At 33.6% G+C, this 17,803-nt stretch carries 17 protein-coding genes and 1 riboswitch; of the genes, 9 read left to right on the top strand and 8 right to left on the bottom strand.

Features of this window, described 5'->3' with window-relative positions; all coding sequences use genetic code 11:
• Positions 1-29: 29 nt before the first annotated feature.
• Positions 30-350, bottom strand: coding sequence for a quaternary ammonium compound efflux SMR transporter SugE (gene sugE / locus ACFHWD_RS02215; RefSeq protein ID WP_378060061.1), 321 nt, complete (start codon positions 348-350; stop codon positions 30-32).
• A 57-nt stretch (positions 351-407) separates the two neighbouring features.
• Positions 408-511: riboswitch (guanidine-I (ykkC/yxkD leader) on the bottom strand.
• Positions 512-814: 303 nt separating this feature from the next.
• Between sugE and ACFHWD_RS02210 the strand changes: the two genes are divergently transcribed.
• Entirely contained in the window at positions 815-2,026 is a 1,212-nt protein-coding gene (locus tag ACFHWD_RS02210; RefSeq protein ID WP_179977796.1) for a PLP-dependent aspartate aminotransferase family protein, read from the top strand.
• Between the two features lie 65 nt (positions 2,027-2,091).
• Here ACFHWD_RS02210 and ACFHWD_RS02205 read toward each other — a convergent pair whose 3' ends face one another.
• Positions 2,092-2,985 carry a LysR family transcriptional regulator gene (locus tag ACFHWD_RS02205; protein WP_229981620.1) on the bottom strand — a complete coding sequence of 298 codons (894 nt, stop codon included), beginning with the start codon at positions 2,983-2,985 and terminating at the stop codon, positions 2,092-2,094.
• A 100-nt stretch (positions 2,986-3,085) separates the two neighbouring features.
• On the opposite strand from ACFHWD_RS02205, the gene ACFHWD_RS02200 reads away from it, so the two are divergent.
• The 5 genes from ACFHWD_RS02200 (at position 3,086) to ACFHWD_RS02180 (ending at position 8,199) form a co-directional block, all read left to right on the top strand.
• Positions 3,086-3,187: a group II intron maturase-specific domain-containing protein gene (locus tag ACFHWD_RS02200; protein WP_179977794.1), complete on the top strand. Its 102-nt coding sequence runs from the start codon at positions 3,086-3,088 to the stop codon at positions 3,185-3,187.
• 95 nt (positions 3,188-3,282) lie between these two features.
• Positions 3,283-4,704 (top strand): sigma-54 interaction domain-containing protein, encoded by a 1,422-nt coding sequence (locus ACFHWD_RS02195; protein WP_378060059.1) that lies wholly within the window; start codon positions 3,283-3,285, stop codon positions 4,702-4,704.
• 254 nt (positions 4,705-4,958) lie between these two features.
• A complete protein-coding gene (locus ACFHWD_RS02190) occupies positions 4,959-5,777 on the top strand; it encodes a 3-keto-5-aminohexanoate cleavage protein (protein WP_179977792.1) in 819 nt (272 codons plus the stop codon).
• A 17-nt stretch (positions 5,778-5,794) separates the two neighbouring features.
• Complete coding sequence (locus tag ACFHWD_RS02185; protein WP_229981623.1) at positions 5,795-6,742, top strand: 3-hydroxyacyl-CoA dehydrogenase family protein; 948 nt, start codon at positions 5,795-5,797, stop codon at positions 6,740-6,742.
• 140 nt (positions 6,743-6,882) lie between these two features.
• Complete coding sequence (locus ACFHWD_RS02180; RefSeq protein ID WP_179977790.1) at positions 6,883-8,199, top strand: gluconate:H+ symporter; 1,317 nt, start codon at positions 6,883-6,885, stop codon at positions 8,197-8,199.
• A 106-nt stretch (positions 8,200-8,305) separates the two neighbouring features.
• Here the strand turns inward: ACFHWD_RS02180 and ACFHWD_RS02175 are convergent, their stop codons facing one another.
• Positions 8,306-9,079: a sulfite exporter TauE/SafE family protein gene (locus tag ACFHWD_RS02175; protein WP_179977789.1), complete on the bottom strand. Its 774-nt coding sequence runs from the start codon at positions 9,077-9,079 to the stop codon at positions 8,306-8,308.
• Between the two features lies 1 nt (position 9,080).
• Positions 9,081-9,656 carry a TetR/AcrR family transcriptional regulator gene (locus ACFHWD_RS02170; RefSeq protein ID WP_150358653.1) on the bottom strand — a complete coding sequence of 192 codons (576 nt, stop codon included), beginning with the start codon at positions 9,654-9,656 and terminating at the stop codon, positions 9,081-9,083.
• A gap of 199 nt (positions 9,657-9,855) precedes the next feature.
• On the opposite strand from ACFHWD_RS02170, the gene ACFHWD_RS02165 reads away from it, so the two are divergent.
• Positions 9,856-10,188 (top strand): hypothetical protein, encoded by a 333-nt coding sequence (locus ACFHWD_RS02165; RefSeq protein WP_150358654.1) that lies wholly within the window; start codon positions 9,856-9,858, stop codon positions 10,186-10,188.
• A 121-nt stretch (positions 10,189-10,309) separates the two neighbouring features.
• Here the strand turns inward: ACFHWD_RS02165 and ACFHWD_RS02160 are convergent, their stop codons facing one another.
• A complete protein-coding gene (locus tag ACFHWD_RS02160) occupies positions 10,310-11,707 on the bottom strand; it encodes a DHA2 family efflux MFS transporter permease subunit (protein WP_150358655.1) in 1,398 nt (465 codons plus the stop codon).
• Positions 11,708-11,903: 196 nt separating this feature from the next.
• Here ACFHWD_RS02160 and ACFHWD_RS02155 point away from each other — a divergent pair, with 196 nt between their 5' ends.
• Positions 11,904-12,440 carry a flavodoxin family protein gene (locus ACFHWD_RS02155; protein WP_179977788.1) on the top strand — a complete coding sequence of 179 codons (537 nt, stop codon included), beginning with the start codon at positions 11,904-11,906 and terminating at the stop codon, positions 12,438-12,440.
• Between the two features lie 52 nt (positions 12,441-12,492).
• Positions 12,493-14,175: a DNA mismatch repair protein MutS gene (locus tag ACFHWD_RS02150; RefSeq protein ID WP_179977787.1), complete on the top strand. Its 1,683-nt coding sequence runs from the start codon at positions 12,493-12,495 to the stop codon at positions 14,173-14,175.
• Between the two features lie 88 nt (positions 14,176-14,263).
• Here the strand turns inward: ACFHWD_RS02150 and ACFHWD_RS02145 are convergent, their stop codons facing one another.
• The 3 genes from ACFHWD_RS02145 to glp form a co-directional block, all read right to left on the bottom strand.
• Complete coding sequence (locus ACFHWD_RS02145; RefSeq protein WP_150356652.1) at positions 14,264-15,544, bottom strand: exonuclease domain-containing protein; 1,281 nt, start codon at positions 15,542-15,544, stop codon at positions 14,264-14,266.
• A gap of 358 nt (positions 15,545-15,902) precedes the next feature.
• Positions 15,903-16,409 (bottom strand): DUF1097 family protein, encoded by a 507-nt coding sequence (locus tag ACFHWD_RS02140; protein WP_179977786.1) that lies wholly within the window; start codon positions 16,407-16,409, stop codon positions 15,903-15,905.
• A gap of 54 nt (positions 16,410-16,463) precedes the next feature.
• Positions 16,464-17,672, bottom strand: coding sequence for a gephyrin-like molybdotransferase Glp (glp, locus tag ACFHWD_RS02135; protein WP_179977785.1), 1,209 nt, complete (start codon positions 17,670-17,672; stop codon positions 16,464-16,466).
• Positions 17,673-17,803: the final 131 nt, after the last annotated feature.

Below are 17,803 nucleotides of genomic sequence, written 5' to 3'. Positions count from 1 at the left end.
TGAAAAATTATATAATGGCAAAAAGCTTATTAATGTGGGGATACAAGTTTTAATCCTAATATACCCACTATTATAAAGCCAATACAAATTATCCTAATTATATTAATAGGCTCTCTAAATAATATTATTCCGAAGATTACAGTACCAATAGTTCCAATTCCTGTCCAGATTGCATATGCTGTACCCAAGGGAAGAGTCTTTAGTGTTAATGATAAAAAATAGAAACTTCCTATCATTCCTATTATTGTAAATATACTTGGTATAAGTTTTGTAAATCCCTGTGAATATTTTAATGCTATCGCCCACCAAACTTCTAATAAACCTGCAATGAATAATATTAACCATTTCATGATTTTCACTCCCTATAAATGTAAAAAATAAAAAAGCTCCGGTTGATATTATGAAATATCTCCCGGGCTTTTATCCCTCCGTGAACACAATAAGTTGTGTGTTTCATCTTGGACCTGACCAGTCATAAATTTCAAACTGCGGAACCCTATAAAACTTAAAACTGTGTTATTATTTTACTCATATTAAAATAATAGCAAAAAATATATGGTTAATCAATAGACATTTAATTTCAAATTATTTTATAATTATAAATTAAGGCTTGATCTCAACCTACTAAAAGTGAAATATATTCATTTATAATGTGAATATAATGAACTTTACTAACCTATAAAATGGATATATATTATAAATAAAGTAGCTGCATAAAAATATTACGTACTCTACTAAAAATTAAAAAACTGGTCAGATAAATAAGTATATGTGAAATATTTTGATAAAAAAGTATTAGAAGAGGAGGTAAATAATGGATACAAAAAAACTATTGTTTAACGCAAGAGCAATACATGTAGGGAGTGAACCAGATCCAGCTACTGGCGCGCATGTTGCTCCGATTTGCCGTACTTCAACATTTGTAATGAAAAATGTTGAAAAAGCAATTGCTGCAGGTTATGGAGATGAAGAGGGAGTTTATGCATATACTAGATATGCAAATCCGACAGTAGATGCTGTACAACGTAAGATAGCAGCTTTGGAAAATGCAGAAGCGTGTTTAATGGCTGCATCAGGAATGTGTGCTATAACTACATCATTGCTTGCAAATTTAAATACTGGCGATCACTTAGTCGCTGGTAATACTGTTTACGGAGGAACTTTTGCTTTTATTAAAAACATTATCCCTCGTTTTGGAATTGAAGCAACTACAGTTTCAACAACTGGTGATAATATTGAAAACATTAAAAAAGCAATGAAACCTAATACGAAGATTGTTTATATTGAAACACCATGTAATCCAACTTTGGGAATTACAGATATCAGGAGGGCGGCGGAAATAGCACATGAGGGTGGAGCATTACTGTATGTTGACAGCACATTTGCAACACCATATCTGCAAAATCCACTTTCATTGGGTGCAGACATTGTGCTGCATTCAACAACTAAATACTTGAATGGACATGGAGATATTTTGGGCGGAGCAATTGTAGGAAATAAAAAATTAATTCATAAAATAGATGCCGAGTTTATGAAGTTTATGGGTGGAATTATGTCACCTGCAGATGCAGCAGAACTTTCTAAAGGTATTAAAACTTTAGGTGCTAGAATGGATAGGCATTGTGCAAATGCCAGAAAAGTAGCCGAATTTTTAGATAACCATGATATGGTTGAAAAAGTATTATATCCTGGACTAAAATCTCATCCAGGTCATGAGATCGCGAAAAGACAAATGAAAGATTTTGGAGGAATGATGAGCTTCAATGTCCGCGGTGGATTTGAAGCAGGAAAAATGTTGATGGATAGCGTGAAAATGATAAGTTTAGCAACTTCTTTAGGTAATGTCGATTCACTGATCCAGCACTCAGCATCAATGAGTCATGCTTCTATGAGCAGAGAAGAACGTGAAGCAGTTGGGATTGCAGATGGGCAGGTTAGGCTATCGGTAGGAATTGAAGAAGCAGAAGAAATTATCAAAGACTTAGATCAAGCTTTGAATAATGTTAAAAAACGATTAAATTTATAGGTTAAAATTTATACTACACATTTTAATTATAAAATATCCTTTATACTAAACAAGATAGTATCGTTTCAAATGATGTTATCTTGTTTTATTATACTTTTAATATATGAAACAATATGATCAAACATTTTTAAAGTTGCGGGAGAAAGTAATTGTTTTTTATGTGTTACTAGTCCAATAGTACGAAACTCATTTGGCACTATTGGATAGATATTTACATTGCATCGCACTTTATTTAGAATTAATTCTGGAACAATACTTATACCAAGTCCACTCTCAACAATTGCAATGATGGATTGGTCATCTTCTATGAAAAATTGTGGGCGGATAGATAAATTGTATTTTTTAATAAAAGAAATGGTGTCTGAATTATAACCTTCTTGTTGCAAAATAAAGGGATGATCCCTTATATCATCAATGGTGACATATTTAAAATGAACAGGTTTAAAATTTTTCGGTGTAATACACAGAAGTCTATCCATATACAGAGGCGTTTCCGTAAGATCTTCTTTAACAGGCAGAGTAGCAAAGCCAATATCTACAACACCTGTTTTTACCCAGAGCAGAACATCTTCATAATCCCCTTGCATAATATTGATATCAATGTTTGGATAAAAGTTGTGAAAAGATTTTACAATATCGGGAATCCAATTGGTACAAACACTGCTAAAGGTACCAATTACTACAGTTCCCTTTTCCAGTCCATTAATTTGCGCTGCTTCTTGCTGCAACTGTTTTTCGCAGCTTAGAATTGCACGTATACGTATAAGCATAAGTTCTCCTTCGCTTGTAAGTTTTACGCCAGTTCTGCTTCGTAAAAATAGTGGGAAACCCATCTTACCTTCCAGTGAGGATATAGAATGACTAACAGCCGATGGAGTTAAATTCAAAACTTCAGCCGCTCGTAAAAAGCTTTGTTGCTTTGCCACAGCATCAAAAATTTGATATGAAAATATTGACATATATGTTTCTCCTTATAGGTGAATATTATTCATTTAAATAGTATAATGATGAGCTATATTTTAGATAACTTAATAATACAGTTAAATAATAAAATAGTCAATGTCAATTACATCTTCGATGATAAATCCTACTATCAGAGGTTGGTTCAACTATTTTACAAAATATAATCCTTCAGCAGTTAAATATACCATTTTATGCTAGTTATAAGGTTAAATATTTTATCTTTATTATTTGATATAATAAAATTTATAAGGAAGGGTGTGTTTATAAACTATTCTTAGGAGGATGAATAAAATATGGAAGATGATACACAAATAGGAAAGATAAGTAAATGTGACTTTGAAGAAATTGTTGATAATTTATATGATGGTATTTATTTTGCTGACGGAGAGGGAAATACATTGTATGTAAATAGAGCCTATACAGAAATGACTGGATTGAACCGAGATAAGCTTATAGGTAGAAATGTGAAAGACTTGCTTAAGGAGGGCGTTTATTATAATGCTGTCACACTAGAGGTTATTAAGCAGAAAAAAACTGTTACTTCAATAGGAAAAGCTAAAAAAGGCGTGGAAATGCTTATAACTGGAAGCCCTATTTTTTCCCATGGGGGAACTGTAAGGCGAGTTGTAGTTATTGATCGGGATATTAGTGAATTAAGAAGAATACAAAGGGAATTAGAACTTTCACTAAAGAAAATTAAAGTAGTGGAAAAAATAAACTCCAAGAAGGAACAGGAAATTGAACATTTGAGAAAGCAGCAGCTAAATAATAATTTTATAGGCAGCAGCAAAGAAATGAAAGAAATATTGAAGATGATTTCAAAAGTTGCACCTTTAGATGTAACCGTTTTGATTACTGGCGAATCCGGCGTGGGAAAAGAAGTAGTTGCAAATCAAATTTTTAGAAAGAGCCTTCGTAATAAGGGAGCATTTATCAAAGTAAATTGTGCCGCTATTCCTGCAAATTTATTGGAATCTGAATTATTTGGTTATGAAAAGGGCGCTTTTACTGGCGCTGTTAACAGAAAAATAGGTTTGTTTGAATTGTCAGATAAAGGTACATTAATGCTTGATGAAATTGGAGACATGTCATTGAATTTACAGGCGAAACTGTTGCGTGTTATTCAAGAGAAAGAAATAACTAGAATAGGAGGAGAAAAAACAATTCCCGTAGATGTGCGAATTATTGCCGTAACAAATAAAAATTTAAAAAAGATGGTGAAGCAGGGAACATTTAGAGAAGACTTATATTACCGGATAAATGTGTTTCCAATTCATATTTTACCATTACGTTCACGAAGGAGTGATATTTTAGATTTATTAGATCATTTTTTAAAAATTTATAATACCAAGTACAGTAAAGAAGTTGTAATTGATAAAAGGGCTATTTCGGTGTTTCAAAGATATCCTTGGCCGGGAAATATTAGAGAATTGAAAAATATAATCGAAAGAATTGTTATTATTTCTGAACCACATACTTCTATTACTCCAGATGATGTAGCTAGTTTATTGATGATGAAAGAAGAGAGAGCTGATATGTCACAATCCAAGTTGGGGCTAAGAGAGAGTATTCAAAATGTTGAACGGGAATTAATTAAAGAAGCGTTAAAAAGAGGCGGAAGTACTAGGAAGGCAGCAGAAATTTTAAAAATTAGCCAATCGGCTGTAGTAAAAAAAGCAAAAAAATTATCGATTGATTTTAATAAGCAGCAATAATAGATAATTTTGATTATAAATAGAATCAATTTGATTACAAATGGAATAATTTTTAAATATGGTCATAATCAATGAATAAGGGCAGTTGTAGTCAGGATTGATTTCTTATTTTCAGAATATTGATGAATTAATTCATCAATATTCTTTTTATTTTGTCAAAAAAGCTAGTAAATGAGGAAATTTAGATTTGGTATAGTATTTGCTGATATAGATACGTGTAAAAAATAAAAATCAAATTGAAAGGATGTTTTAAAATGGAAAAGATAATTGTTACAGCAGCATTGACAGGAGCGTTTCCTCGAAAAGATAAAAACCCCAATATTCCTACTACACCACAGGAAATTGCCAATGAAGCATATGAATGCTGGAAAGCTGGAGCAGCTATTGTCCATCTTCACATGATAGATGAAGAAGGCAGGGGAACAATGAATAAAGATAAATTTGCAGAGACTGTGGAATTAATTAAAAGTAAATGCGATGTTGTTATAAACTTAACAACTTCTGGAGATTTAAATGCTACGGATGAAACTAGAATGGCACATCTAGTTGAATTAAAGCCTGAAATGGCCTCTTATGATGCAGGTACAATGAATTGGATGAATAACTCAGTGTTTTATAATACTCCGGCATTCCTAGAAAAGTTGGGTAATTGTATGAAGACCAATAATGTTAAACCAGAAGTAGAAATTTTTGATGCAGGAATGATATACAATACATTGTATTATGTAAAAAAAGGAGTTTTAGATGTACCAACACATTATCAGTTAGTTTTAGGAGCAGCTGGAGGAACTGCAGCAACTGTTGAAAACCTTGTCTATTTAAAGAATTTACTTCCTAAAGGTTCTACCTGGTCAGCTTTTGGTATAGGGAAACAACATTTGCCAATTCTCTATGCAACTATTGCACTTGGTGGACATGTTCGCGTAGGACTAGAAGATAATATTTATTATTCTTATGGGAAAATTGCCAAATCAAATGTAGAATTTGTAGAAAGAGCAGTTAGAGTAATTAAGGAAGCTAATAAAGAAGAGGCTACGCCAGCAGAGGCAAGAGAAATATTAGGTATAAAATAACTAGGAGGAAATATAAAATGATAAAAAAAATAGCTGTAATTGGTGCAGGAACGATGGGACACAGTATTGCAGAATGTTTTGCCCTTTATGGATATCCAGTAAATTTGTTTGATACCAATTCGGAGACATTAAAAAATGTAAAAAAGACAATGGATAAGGATTTGTCAGAATTAGTGGAAGGAGGTCTATTTAGTGAGGAAGCTATCGTAAAGTCGCTGGATAATGTTACACTTTTTAATGATATGGAGAAAACAGTAGAGGATAGAGATTATATAATCGAAGCTGCACCTGAAAAAATTGATATAAAGAGAGATATATTTTCTAAATTGGATAAATATGCACCTAAAAATGCAGTTTTTGGAAGTAACACCTCCAGCTTATCATTAAGTGAAATGCTGACAGCTGTAAGTGATGAAAGGAAAAAGAGAATGTTAGTGGATCATTTTTATAATCCGGCACTTTTGATGCCGATTATTGAGCTGTCGTTTTTTGGAAATATGCCAGAAGATATTTTCAAAGAAATACAGGAGATCTACAAATCCATAAAAAAACAAACAGTTAAAATTTTAAAAGATGTACCAGGACTTGTTGCTAATCGTATTCAACAGGGAGTTGCCAGGGAAGTGTTTTCACTTATGGAACAGGGAGTTGCCGAACCAGCTGAAATAGATAAAGCGTTAAAATTTGGTCCGGCATTTCGTTATGCCACAACAGGTCAATTGGAAGTTGCTGATCTTGGCGGTTTAGATATTTGGTGTACTGTAGGAGATAATTTGTTAAAAGTGATGGACAACTCAACTTGTGCAAATCCGATTTTACGTGAAAAAGTTGAAGCTGGAAAACTGGGAGTTAAATCCGGAGCAGGTTTTTATGACTATAGGCCGGAGGAAATTGAAGCTCTTAAAAAAGAATTTAATAAACGCTTAATTCATCAGCTGAAGGCTTCTGAATTCTATATTAAATGAAAACGGTGCAAAAATCATCTGTATTATTTTGTATGTTAATTGAGTATGACCTTGAGTTAGTAATAGAGTAATATTACTGGCTTAAGGGTGATACTGAAATAATTTAGAGATCAATTTTGGAAGAAGGAGTGAATTATATTATGCCTCTTATTATTTTGGCAGTAGGTATCGCATTTCTTTTTGTACTATTAGTTAAATTTAAACTCAACGGATTTTTATCCCTTATGCTGACCTGCTTGGTAGTAGGTGTGGCAGAAGGATTGCCAATAATGAAGACCATTAGCTCAATTGAGTCAGGTGTAGGAGGAACACTAGGACATCTTGCAATAATTTTAGGCCTTGGAGCAATGTTTGGCAGGCTTATGGCAGATGGTGGAGGAGCTCAGCGTATTTCGATGACTTTAATTGAAAAGTTTGGTAGGAAAAATGTTACCTGGGCAGTTGCATTGACAGGATTTATTGTTGGTATAACACTATTTTGGGAAGTTAGTTTTGTTGTACTTATTCCGATTATATTCACCATAGCTGCAACTGCTGAGATTCCATTATTAGAAGTTGGTATTCCAATGTTGGCGGCCATATCGGTGACTCATTGTTTTTTGCCGCCGCATCCTGGTCCAGTTGCTGTAGCAGGAATTTTTAAAGCCAATATTGGGTTGACATTAGCTTATGGAATAATAATAGCAATACCAGCCTTAATTGTTTCCGGGCCATTATATTATAAATTGGTTAAAAACAACAAATCTGAAATACCAAAAGGCCTGGCTATTGCCAAAGTATTTAAAGAAGAGGAACTTCCTGGTTTTGGAATAAGTGTTACCACAGCTCTTATACCTGTAATTCTTATAGCAGGATCATTATTAATTGAATTTTTTGTTCCCGAAAATTCATATGCACATACGTTTTTATCCTTTATTGGAAATACAGATATGGCATTGTTAATAGCTTTCTTTATTTCATTATATACTTTTGGATTTCGTGTGGGTAAAAAGATGCCTGAGTTAATGAATAGTACGGTAGAAGCGGCCAAGTCTATTGCAATGATTTTACTCATTATTGGAGGTGGTGGTGCCTTTAAACAGGTTATAGTTGACAGTGGAGTAGGAAAATATGTAGCAACCTTAGTAGTAGGACTGCCTATATCACCATTAGTATTGGCCTGGGTTATTACAGCTCTTATAAGAGTAACAGTTGGCTCTGCGACAGTAGCATTATTTATGTCTGCTGGAATCTTATTGCCATTGCTCGCACAAACAGGTGTTAGTCCAGAATTAATGGTGTTGGCTGTTGGATGTGGCTCTATGTTCTGTGATCCTCCTACTGATGCGTCTTTCTGGATGGTTAAAGAATATTTTAGTTTGACTTTTCCTCAGACACTTAAAATTTGGTGCGTACAGACATCGATTATTTCAATAATGGGATTAATTGGTGTAATGGTTTTGAGTCTGGTAGTCTAAAATAAGTACAGGTTATTGATAGGTATAGATTTATACAAAACTAAATCTATATCTATAATTTAAATAATTATGAAAACTGAACTATATACCAGCAGAGCATATGCGTCTATTTAAAAATCAGCATTCCACCCATTACAACGATCATGGTGAAAAGTGCTGGTCGAAGAATCTTTTCTAATTTTTTCTTATCTATGCGCTTGAGAAGGAACGGGCTTGCAAAAGCTCCACATACTGTACCCACAGCTAAAAGTCCTACGAGTTTCCAATCGATATTTCCCAATCCAAGATGTGTGATAAATCCAGTAATAGCTATGCCAAGTAACACGAGTACTGAAGTCCCCACTGTTTCAAGTACCTGACATCCTAAAATCATAAGTCCTGCTACAATTGGACCGCCGCCGCTTAAACCGACAAGCCCGGACATGACTCCCCCCAGCAGGCCAAAACAAACCGCTTTAATAATATTGGATCTCTTAGTTTGACTAACATCTTGGGAATCATCTTTCTTTTGGTTACTTTTTGTGAATGAAATAAGCATCTGTACGGCCAGTAATACCAAGATAATTCCGGTCAGTTTATTATACAAGTTCTGTGGCAGCAGTCCGGAACACAGTGAACCTATAATTGAACCGACTACACCTCCGATTAGCATGGTAAGGCCTAAATGTAAATTTACATTTCCAGCCTTCCAGTGGCTTAAGGTCCCAACCGCGGTGGTAGGAATTATAGTTGCAAGCGAAGTTGAGGCTGCAATGGCAGGAGGAATGTTGAAGAAAGCAGTGAGAATCCCCACATAGACAGCTCCACCGCCGCCGCCAAGGGAAATAATAAGCAGACCGACTGCAAATCCAACTATAGGTAAGGCAATATATTGAACCATGCTAATTATCCTCCCTTGTATTTAAAGTTGATATCAGACATGAAACAAGCTGTTCGAAGCTTTTATCCACATCGGCTTCGGTGCTCTGAAAAAACCCTACCTCTTCTAGGGAGACAAATCCGTGAAGGGCACTGCGGAACCCGCGGACAAAATGAATGGTTTTTTCTTTACTGTAGTGATAAGATTCCATGACCTGGTATAATATATGGACAACAGCATGACCTGCTTCCTGAATACTTCTATCATTGTAAGCGGGAAATCTCAAAATTGCCTTGTAAAGTTCCGGATTTTCTCTTGCAAATTTACGATATGCCAAAGCAATTGTCATTAACGCATCGCCCTTTGACCGACCAACTGCTGCACTGCGGATGGTGTCTCCGAGTCTGGAGATAGCAAGCCTTGCAATGCCCAATGAGAGTTCTTTAAATCCACTAAAATGATTGTACAGTGATGGTGATTTTACACCCAATTTTTCCGCAACCTGTAGTAAGGAAACATTTTCAAGTCCATTTTCTTCCACCAACTCTGCTGCGGTATTTAGGATTGTCTCTGTATTTAACCTTCTTTTTGCACTCATATTAATCTCCTTTATATAAAACTATAATAAATTTATTATAAACTAATATGATTAGTTTGACAATAATTTAATTTGAACTTTCAAGAATATTTTAGGTGTATAATATAAGTAAAGAAACTATACGTATGAAATACAAAAATATCTGCAATTCCATAAGTTTATAAAGATTATGTATTTTTAAAGAAAGGATGAATGTGCAATGACTCAAAAGTTGTGGTTATGGTTATGGCTGTCCGTTGTTATGGTTATTTCCGGTGCATTGTTACTGTATCCTATTGGAACAACAGCCTTAAATATCATATTTGTTGTAGTTAAAATTGGCATGTTAGCGGGTTTAGTTATACTTCTATTTTTAAGAAAAAAACTTGGCTTTTATATTTGGGCTTTATTTTCTATCGGTGCTGTTGTAATGACTATAATTAAGTGGAACATAGTGGGAAGAGTTTCTTTTCTTATAATTGCCAGCATTGTTGTTGACATACTTATGCCTGTTGTCGCATATGTACTTATAAAAAAATATGGGGTCATTTAGAACTGCAGCTAAATGGATGAAATTTAGATAATAGATAGCTTTTTACAAAACCTATCTATTATTTTTTTGACAATGCTGCTAGAATTATAGCAGCATTTAAAATAAACCGGAGATATTGTTGTTATTCCGATTTTAAAGTAAATGACAGAAAAAGACCAAATAAAACAAGCACTGTTAGAGCTAGTACTGCGGTATTGAATCCAGCAGTAACAGCGGCTTGTTCTGAAGCCAAGTTATTTAAAGCTTTTTGCTGTGAAGCCGACATAATGCCTATAAATAATGAAGAGCCAATTGCTGCTGATAATTGTTGAAGTGTATTTAATATAGCCACTCCGTGTGGGTAGTATTCTCTCGGCAATTGATTAAGGGAGCTTGTTTGAGATGGTGATAATGTGCTGCCAACTCCAATACATACTACTATATAAATAATTGTAATCTTTGCAAGAGATGTATCAAGAGTCAGTCGTGACAAAATAAATAATGATACAAGCATTATAGCAAATCCTACCTGTATTAAAATTTTTGCTCCTAATTTGTCGTAAATTTTACCTCCTATAAGTGTCACAAATCCATTGATAAGTGTTGCTGGAAGCAGTATCATTGCAGCTACAAAAGTTGTTGTTTTAAGTGCTCCTTGAAGAAACATAGGTAACATTACATTCATAGTAAATATCGTCATCATGGAAATCATGACAAGTGCTACACCAATTGAAAATAAAGGAAATTTAAAAGTACGTATTTCCAACATAGGTTCTTTTAGGGACAATTGGCGTTTACCAAATGCTATCAATGTGATCATTCCAATAATAAATGTTATACCAACTATCTTCGTATTTCCACTGTCCAGACTACTTAAGCTGTATATAATTCCTCCAACCCCAATGGTTGATAATATAATTGATGTGATATCAATTTTTGGTTTTGTAAGAGTCGATACATTTACTAAATAAATATGTCCAAATATCATAGCTAGTATTATAAGTGGAATTAACATTATAAATAACACATGCCAGTTGAAAAATTGTAATATAAATCCTGAAATTGTCGGTCCAAGTGCCGGCCCAAGCTGAATTGCACAGGCACCTATAGCCATTGCTGAACCGCGTTTTTTCTGCGGTGTTATAAGTAGTATTGTATTCATCATAATGGGAATCATCATTCCAGTACCCGAAGCTTGCAGCATTCTGGAAATAAGTAATATTGGGAAAGTCTTAGAACAAGCTGTACATATTGTCCCAATCAAAAGTATTACCATAGCTCCCAAATACAACTTTTTTAATTCGAATGATTGGATTAAAAAAGCTGTAACTGGTACCATAACAGCTACAATCATCATATATGCAGTAACTATCCATTGTATTGTTCCCGCTGTGACGTTCATTTCCTCCATGAGAATGTTTAATGCAACATTTAATATGGTTTCATTAAATACTGCTAAGAACCCACTAAATGCCAACACTGCCAGCATTGCCTTTATATTAATTTGTGTTTTAGGTTTTAATGTTTTTGAATCTTTCATTGAATTGATCTTCCTCCTTTTTATTAAGTTCGTACAGTTAATGTCCAAAAAAAAGCAAGTAGTATTGACAACCGGATTTACGTTATCAAAACTACTCGCTGTATAGATATTATATAATAAGTTATATAATAAAATAAAGCTGTTTTGTGTAAAACTGTAAAATAAAATTATGTATAATATATCAGGAGGTATTAAGATGAAGGTATTGGTTTTAACAGGAAGTCCGCATTTACAGGGAACTACAGCATTTCTTGCCGATGAGTTTTGTGATGGCGCAAAAGAAGCAGGCCATGAAATAGTTCGTTTTGATACAGCAAGATTAGATATTCATCCGTGTATAGCCTGTTCTCATTGTCTTAAGAATGATGGCAAATGTGTATATGATGATGACATGTTACAAGTTTATCCGCATCTATTGACAGCTCATGCTGTTGTTTTAGTAACACCGCTCTATTATTTTAATATGTCAGCACAGCTTAAGCGTACTATTGACCGATTTTTTTCTGTTGATTCTGCACTGCGTAAGATGTCAAAAAAACTTTATTTAATTGCTGCTGGCGGAGTTAAGGATAATTGGGCAATGGATACTTTAAAAGTGAATTTTCATTCACTATGTCATTATCTTCATTGGCAGGAGGGAGGTATGCTTCTTGTTTTGGGTTCAAGCAGCAGAAAAGATGTAGAAAATAGTGAATACCAGAAAATGGCAAGAAATTTAGGATCGGGTTTATAGTTGTGACTGATAGACACAAGCTCAATATATAATGTTTTAAAGGAGAATGATTATGACAGCTATCATTGTGTATATACTGTTGATCATAGCAGTGAGCACCTTGTTTTCAGCTTATTCAAGTTTTAAATCTGACAGTGAAATCAAGGAGAGAATAAAAAGTAATTGGGGCAGAGAAAAAGATGAAAAATACAATGATGACGATATGAATAGCATTGCTGAGTATTTTAACAACAGGAGGGAAAAAAATAGAAGTGATTTTTTTATTGATGAAATTACATGGAATGATCTGAGTATGGATGATGTTTTTAAAAACATCAACGCCACGGAAAGCAGCCCCGGTGAACAATTTTTATACAACATGCTTAGAGAACCGCTGTACGATGAGAGAGAACTTAAAAATAGGGACAGATTGATAAAATTTTTTCAGGACAACCCAATTGAAAGGGGGAAAATCCAGTATATACTTGCCAGGCTAGGTAAAAATAGGAACTGTTTTATATCTGATTATTTTTATAAAAAAGAAAGTGAGAGAAAATCAAATCTTATTTACTATAGAATCCTGGGGGGAATACCCATTTTGGGAATTGTACTGCTGTTTTTCAAGCCCTATGCTGCATTGATTATAATCATGGTATCTTTTGGTGTAAATATATATAAACATTACAGCGAGAAGAAAAAAATAGTACATAAATTTGAAGCTTTTATGTACATACTCAAAATAGCCAAATATGCAGGGTTGATTTTAAAGGAACAGGTGGAGGAACTCCAAGGCTATAATGAAAAACTAAGATATGCTCTTAAGGGCATAAAAAGCATAAAAAATGCAGCTTTTAGTCAGAGTGGAGGTGCTACGGATTCAGGTATACTTACAGAGTACATGGGAATGTTTTTTCTGGTGGAACTTATAAATTATGAAAAAATGTCCGATATGCTTATAGAAAGAAGCAGTGAGTTCGAAGCTATATTTGAGGTCGTAGGTGTAATAGACAGCTGCATATCCATAGCATCATATAGAGAGAGGATGCAAAATTATGTGACGCCTAAATTGATTAGATGCAGTAAAAAGCAGGCTCAAGTCAGTATATTTAAAGAACTCAGGCATCCTCTTATAAAAAATTCGATACCAAATTCCATAGAAATTGACAATTCAATTTTAATTACAGGATCCAATGCTTCCGGGAAATCCACCTTTTTAAAGACAGTGGCCATAAATATTATACTGGCTCAAACAATATATACTTGCCTGGCCTCGGAGTTCAAATGCTGTTATTTTAGAATATACACTTCTATGGCACTTAAAGATAATATATTCAATAATGAAAGTTATTATATAGTAGAAACAAAGTCTCTAAAGAGAATAATAGACAATATAGGGGATGACATCCCAACCATATGCTTTGTAGATGAGATATTGAGGGGAACTAATACGGTGGAAAGAATAGCGGCTTCTTCTCAGGTACTAAAATATCTTACCTTAAACAATTGCATATGTGTGGCAGCTACCCACGATGTAGAACTTACATATATACTTGAAAAATATTTTTCCAACTATCACTTTCAAGAGAGGATAGTGGATAATACTATATCTTTTGACTATAAGATACATAAAGGAAGATCCCAAACTCAAAATGCAATAAAACTCTTAGGGATTTTAGGATATAATGATGATATAGTGGAAAAAGCTAAGGAAAAGGCATCAGAATTTTTAAAGGATGGAATATGGCAGGTAGAATAATTTTTATACTGTATTAAATTAAAATGGAAAGGGGAGTGTAAAAATTTTATACTCTCCTTTCCATATAGGTTTTAGTACAGGCTACATGCTATTGATTCTGCTGAAAGTCTTTTTTCTGCATTTCAAGCAGATAAGCAGGAGCTATTTTTATAATCTTATCTTCAACCTTTAGTACAATTGTTTCATAAGATTGACTTATACATTTAGGATTTGTTGTCTTGCTTATATATCCCAGAATGTCAGCGTTATAAATATTACTTTTCTTTTTATAGTATATGTCTTTTAAATCATTTGCCGAAGGGCTCAATAATTTCCATTCTTTCAATTTTTCTATTTTGTCATTTAAATTATTGAAGACTATAAGGGATTCTAAATCTAAAACTTTTTTGGAAATATCGATATTTTCCCTATTGGTTTTATATTTGATCATATCTAAGAACTCATCTTCGTAGATTGTTTTAATATCATATCCCTGATCTTTGAGTTCAGCTGCCTTTTGTTCTTTAGAACTCATTCCGGAATTGTCAACTAGGGATTTATCCTGAATTCCCACAACTAAATAGTCTGTTTTCTTTGATACACCGCTCTTTAATATACCGCCTAAATTTACCACTTCCTGCATGGCATCTCTTCTATTTAAATTTTCTAGATCTCCTGTAAAGACCACAGTTTTATTGTAGAATGGATTGGAGGTATCGATACTGTTACACTCAGGTTTAATTTCAGATATTTTAACTGTATTGAATTTATTATGAAAAATAGGACTTCTTTTTTTGAAAAGTTCTATTTTAGGATGTAGATCCTTAAAATTTTTAACTGGAACACTGGTATATGTATTGCAGAAGGATTCAAGGCTTTTCCTATGAGAGCGTTTCACACATTCGATGACTAAATTGGCACAGGTTATGGCGTCATCGAGAGAATTATGGTGGTGTCCTAAATCTATATCAAAATACCTGGCGCGGTCTTCTAGGGACTTACCTATTTTTTTACCCCTGCATAGTCTTGTTGATATCGGTATGCTGCAAACATATTTAAAATTTGGCATGGGTATCTTGTACAATGTCAGGCAATTTTTGAGTACAGACATGTCAAATGCAGCATTGTGGGCAACCATTAGGTTGTCCTTAAAATAAGTACTTATATTATTCCATATATCGGGAAAAAGTGGTGAGTTTTCAACGTCTTCTGGAGTTATCCCATTGATGGATATATTTTTTTTGCTGAACTCAAGAGTCGGTGGGTGAATTAAAAAATATTCCTTTTTGCATATCTCGTTATTTTTTACGGCAGCAATACCTATGGAACATGCACTGGTATATTTATTATTGGATGTTTCAAAATCTATTGCTACAAAATCAAATGACATAATATCCCTCTTTTTTATTGACCTTTTTAAATTTACTCTACTACATGATTATTATATATAATTTGCAGGTGTTTATCAATTCTAAGATTTTGGATTATACATCAACAGATTTACAAATAAAAATAAGATTGGATCAGGTATTGATAATGATGTGAGTATAGCGCTAGCTCCGTTAATTTAGAAATAAACCAAAAGTTTATTAAAGAAGCTAATGACTTTTAAACTTTTGAAATTAGTGGATAAGGTTGACAATAAGCATCCGCCAGCTAAACTAGCGGATGTCTGCTTTATTTATAACCGAATTATATCTTTTTCCTTCTCTGCAACTTTATTGTATAACATTTTACACAAATCTTCCTTATCTATTATATAATTTAAATAAGAATTTTTGAAATTTGTCAACTCCAGCACCTACATACCATACACCCACTAGCATAGAGAGTCCAATTTGTATAGCTAGACTTCCTAAATTATTAATTCTGTCGGTAGTCATAATAGTCAAACCCACGGCCCATCCACACAACCATGCAGGTAGATATATCCATTTAGTAAACAATCCTGAAATTATTACTGCCAGTAACCCCAAAACAAATAGGGTAATAAACAATTCCACATTCGGATTAAACTGCATTATGTCCATCATTTTCAATGCAAAACAAGCCCATATATCACCACATAAAAAACCTATTGAAATTTTAATCCCATCTTCAATTTTATTGCCATTAGCTACATAGACAGCTGCACAAATAAGAGCCACTGCTCCCGTTGAAATTCTAATATATGGACTTATAACAGCCCATATAGACGGCAATAGTGCAATTCCAAGCGCTAATGTTAAAATATCAGGCCATTCTTTTTTACTCATTTTTCCTCTTTCATCCTCCAATCTTTAATCTATACTCAGTAGAATCATATAATGTCATAGTATGAATTTTCCATTTAAGACCTCTCCTGCCTTAACATTTGCACATTTTTCAGGAATAATAATAATTCCGTTTGATCTACTCATAGTCATTAGATGATTGGAAGATTGTGATCCTACTTTATAAGCGTAATATTTTCCATCATGTTCTTTAATTTCTACGTATATATATTTTTTCCTTCCTATTTTGGCTTTAAAATCTTCCATTAAAATAACAGGGAATTCTCCTTTATTTTCAAATTGCTTACCCATCATTTTTTCAATTGCAGGTTTAACAAGTTCTTGAAAAGTTGTTATTAAAGACAATGGATTGCCTGGCAGAGAAAAAAATAGTTTTTCCTCATATGTGGCAAAAGTTACTGGTTTTCCAGGCTTGATTGCTACTGAGGTAAATTTTATATCTGCTCCTATTTCTTTTAACAGATCGTCTATAAAGTCGTAGTCTCCAACAGATGCTCCACCTGAGCTGACTACTATATCCGCATTTTCTAAGGCATATTTAATTTTTTCTCTTAAATTGTCCTTGTCATCTTTAATTACTCCTAAGGACAAGACTTTTGCACCTAAATTTTTAATTAAAGCTTTTAGTGAATATTCATTGCTGTTTCTAATTTTACCTCTTTTCAGTTTGCTATCTATACTGACTAATTCATCCCCAGTAATGATTAAGGCAACAGTAGGGCTTTTATAGACATTTACAGAACTATACCCTAATGAAGCCAATAAGCCTATTTCTACGGGCCTAATCTTACTTCCCCTATTTAGTGCCAATTCACCAACTTTAGTTTCTTCTCCAAGCTTGACTACATTATTATCTTTGTTTACAATTTGGGATACTTTTAATATACTGCCTTTAACTTCCACCTTTTCAATTTCTATAACAGCATCTGCACCTTTAGGCAGGGGCGCTCCTGTCATAATTTTAAAAGCTTCACCGGATTTTAGTTCATCTTCGCAATAGTCTCCTGCTTTTATTGATCCTTTGATCTCAAATTCTGCCGCGTTTTCTGCATCACAGTTTCTAGTATCATCACTTTTGATAGCATATCCGTCCATTGCGGACTTGTCAAAGGGTGGGAGATCATCTTTGGAATATATGTCCTCTGCTAAAATTTTGTTAAGACAGGATAGTATATCCTTTTTTTCTAAAGGAAGCTTTTTTGTATTTTCATTAATTATATTTAGAGCATTATCTACATCAATCATTTTTAATTCCCCCTATTTTTATATTATTATATAGACAAAACTTGAATCTGCCAAATCTAACATTTAAGCTGATTCAAGTTTTGCCTAATTTTCACATAAATAATCATAGATTAATTTGGGTATAAAATTTG

The organism is Clostridium sp. MT-14, assembly GCF_042436595.1.
GTDB lineage: Bacteria > Bacillota > Clostridia > Clostridiales > Clostridiaceae > Clostridium_B > Clostridium_B aromativorans.
The sequence above is the reverse complement of the archived record's forward strand: the minus strand, read 5'-3'. Positions and strand labels throughout refer to the sequence as shown.

Coding starts and splice junctions, on each gene's coding strand:
- ACFHWD_RS02150 (WP_179977787.1), top strand. CDS start 12,493: ATGACAGCTATCATTGTGTATATACTGTTGATCATAGCAGTGAGCACC.
- ACFHWD_RS02205 (WP_229981620.1), bottom strand. CDS start 2,985: ATGTCAATATTTTCATATCAAATTTTTGATGCTGTGGCAAAGCAACAA.
- ACFHWD_RS02210 (WP_179977796.1), top strand. CDS start 815: ATGGATACAAAAAAACTATTGTTTAACGCAAGAGCAATACATGTAGGG.
- ACFHWD_RS02140 (WP_179977786.1), bottom strand. CDS start 16,409: ATGAGTAAAAAAGAATGGCCTGATATTTTAACATTAGCGCTTGGAATT.
- ACFHWD_RS02165 (WP_150358654.1), top strand. CDS start 9,856: ATGACTCAAAAGTTGTGGTTATGGTTATGGCTGTCCGTTGTTATGGTT.
- glp (WP_179977785.1), bottom strand. CDS start 17,672: ATGATTGATGTAGATAATGCTCTAAATATAATTAATGAAAATACAAAA.
- ACFHWD_RS02145 (WP_150356652.1), bottom strand. CDS start 15,544: ATGTCATTTGATTTTGTAGCAATAGATTTTGAAACATCCAATAATAAA.
- ACFHWD_RS02160 (WP_150358655.1), bottom strand. CDS start 11,707: ATGAAAGATTCAAAAACATTAAAACCTAAAACACAAATTAATATAAAG.
- ACFHWD_RS02185 (WP_229981623.1), top strand. CDS start 5,795: ATGATAAAAAAAATAGCTGTAATTGGTGCAGGAACGATGGGACACAGT.
- ACFHWD_RS02155 (WP_179977788.1), top strand. CDS start 11,904: ATGAAGGTATTGGTTTTAACAGGAAGTCCGCATTTACAGGGAACTACA.
- ACFHWD_RS02200 (WP_179977794.1), top strand. CDS start 3,086: ATGTCAATTACATCTTCGATGATAAATCCTACTATCAGAGGTTGGTTC.
- ACFHWD_RS02195 (WP_378060059.1), top strand. CDS start 3,283: ATGGAAGATGATACACAAATAGGAAAGATAAGTAAATGTGACTTTGAA.
- ACFHWD_RS02175 (WP_179977789.1), bottom strand. CDS start 9,079: ATGGTTCAATATATTGCCTTACCTATAGTTGGATTTGCAGTCGGTCTG.
- sugE (WP_378060061.1), bottom strand. CDS start 350: ATGAAATGGTTAATATTATTCATTGCAGGTTTATTAGAAGTTTGGTGG.
- ACFHWD_RS02170 (WP_150358653.1), bottom strand. CDS start 9,656: ATGAGTGCAAAAAGAAGGTTAAATACAGAGACAATCCTAAATACCGCA.
- ACFHWD_RS02190 (WP_179977792.1), top strand. CDS start 4,959: ATGGAAAAGATAATTGTTACAGCAGCATTGACAGGAGCGTTTCCTCGA.
- ACFHWD_RS02180 (WP_179977790.1), top strand. CDS start 6,883: ATGCCTCTTATTATTTTGGCAGTAGGTATCGCATTTCTTTTTGTACTA.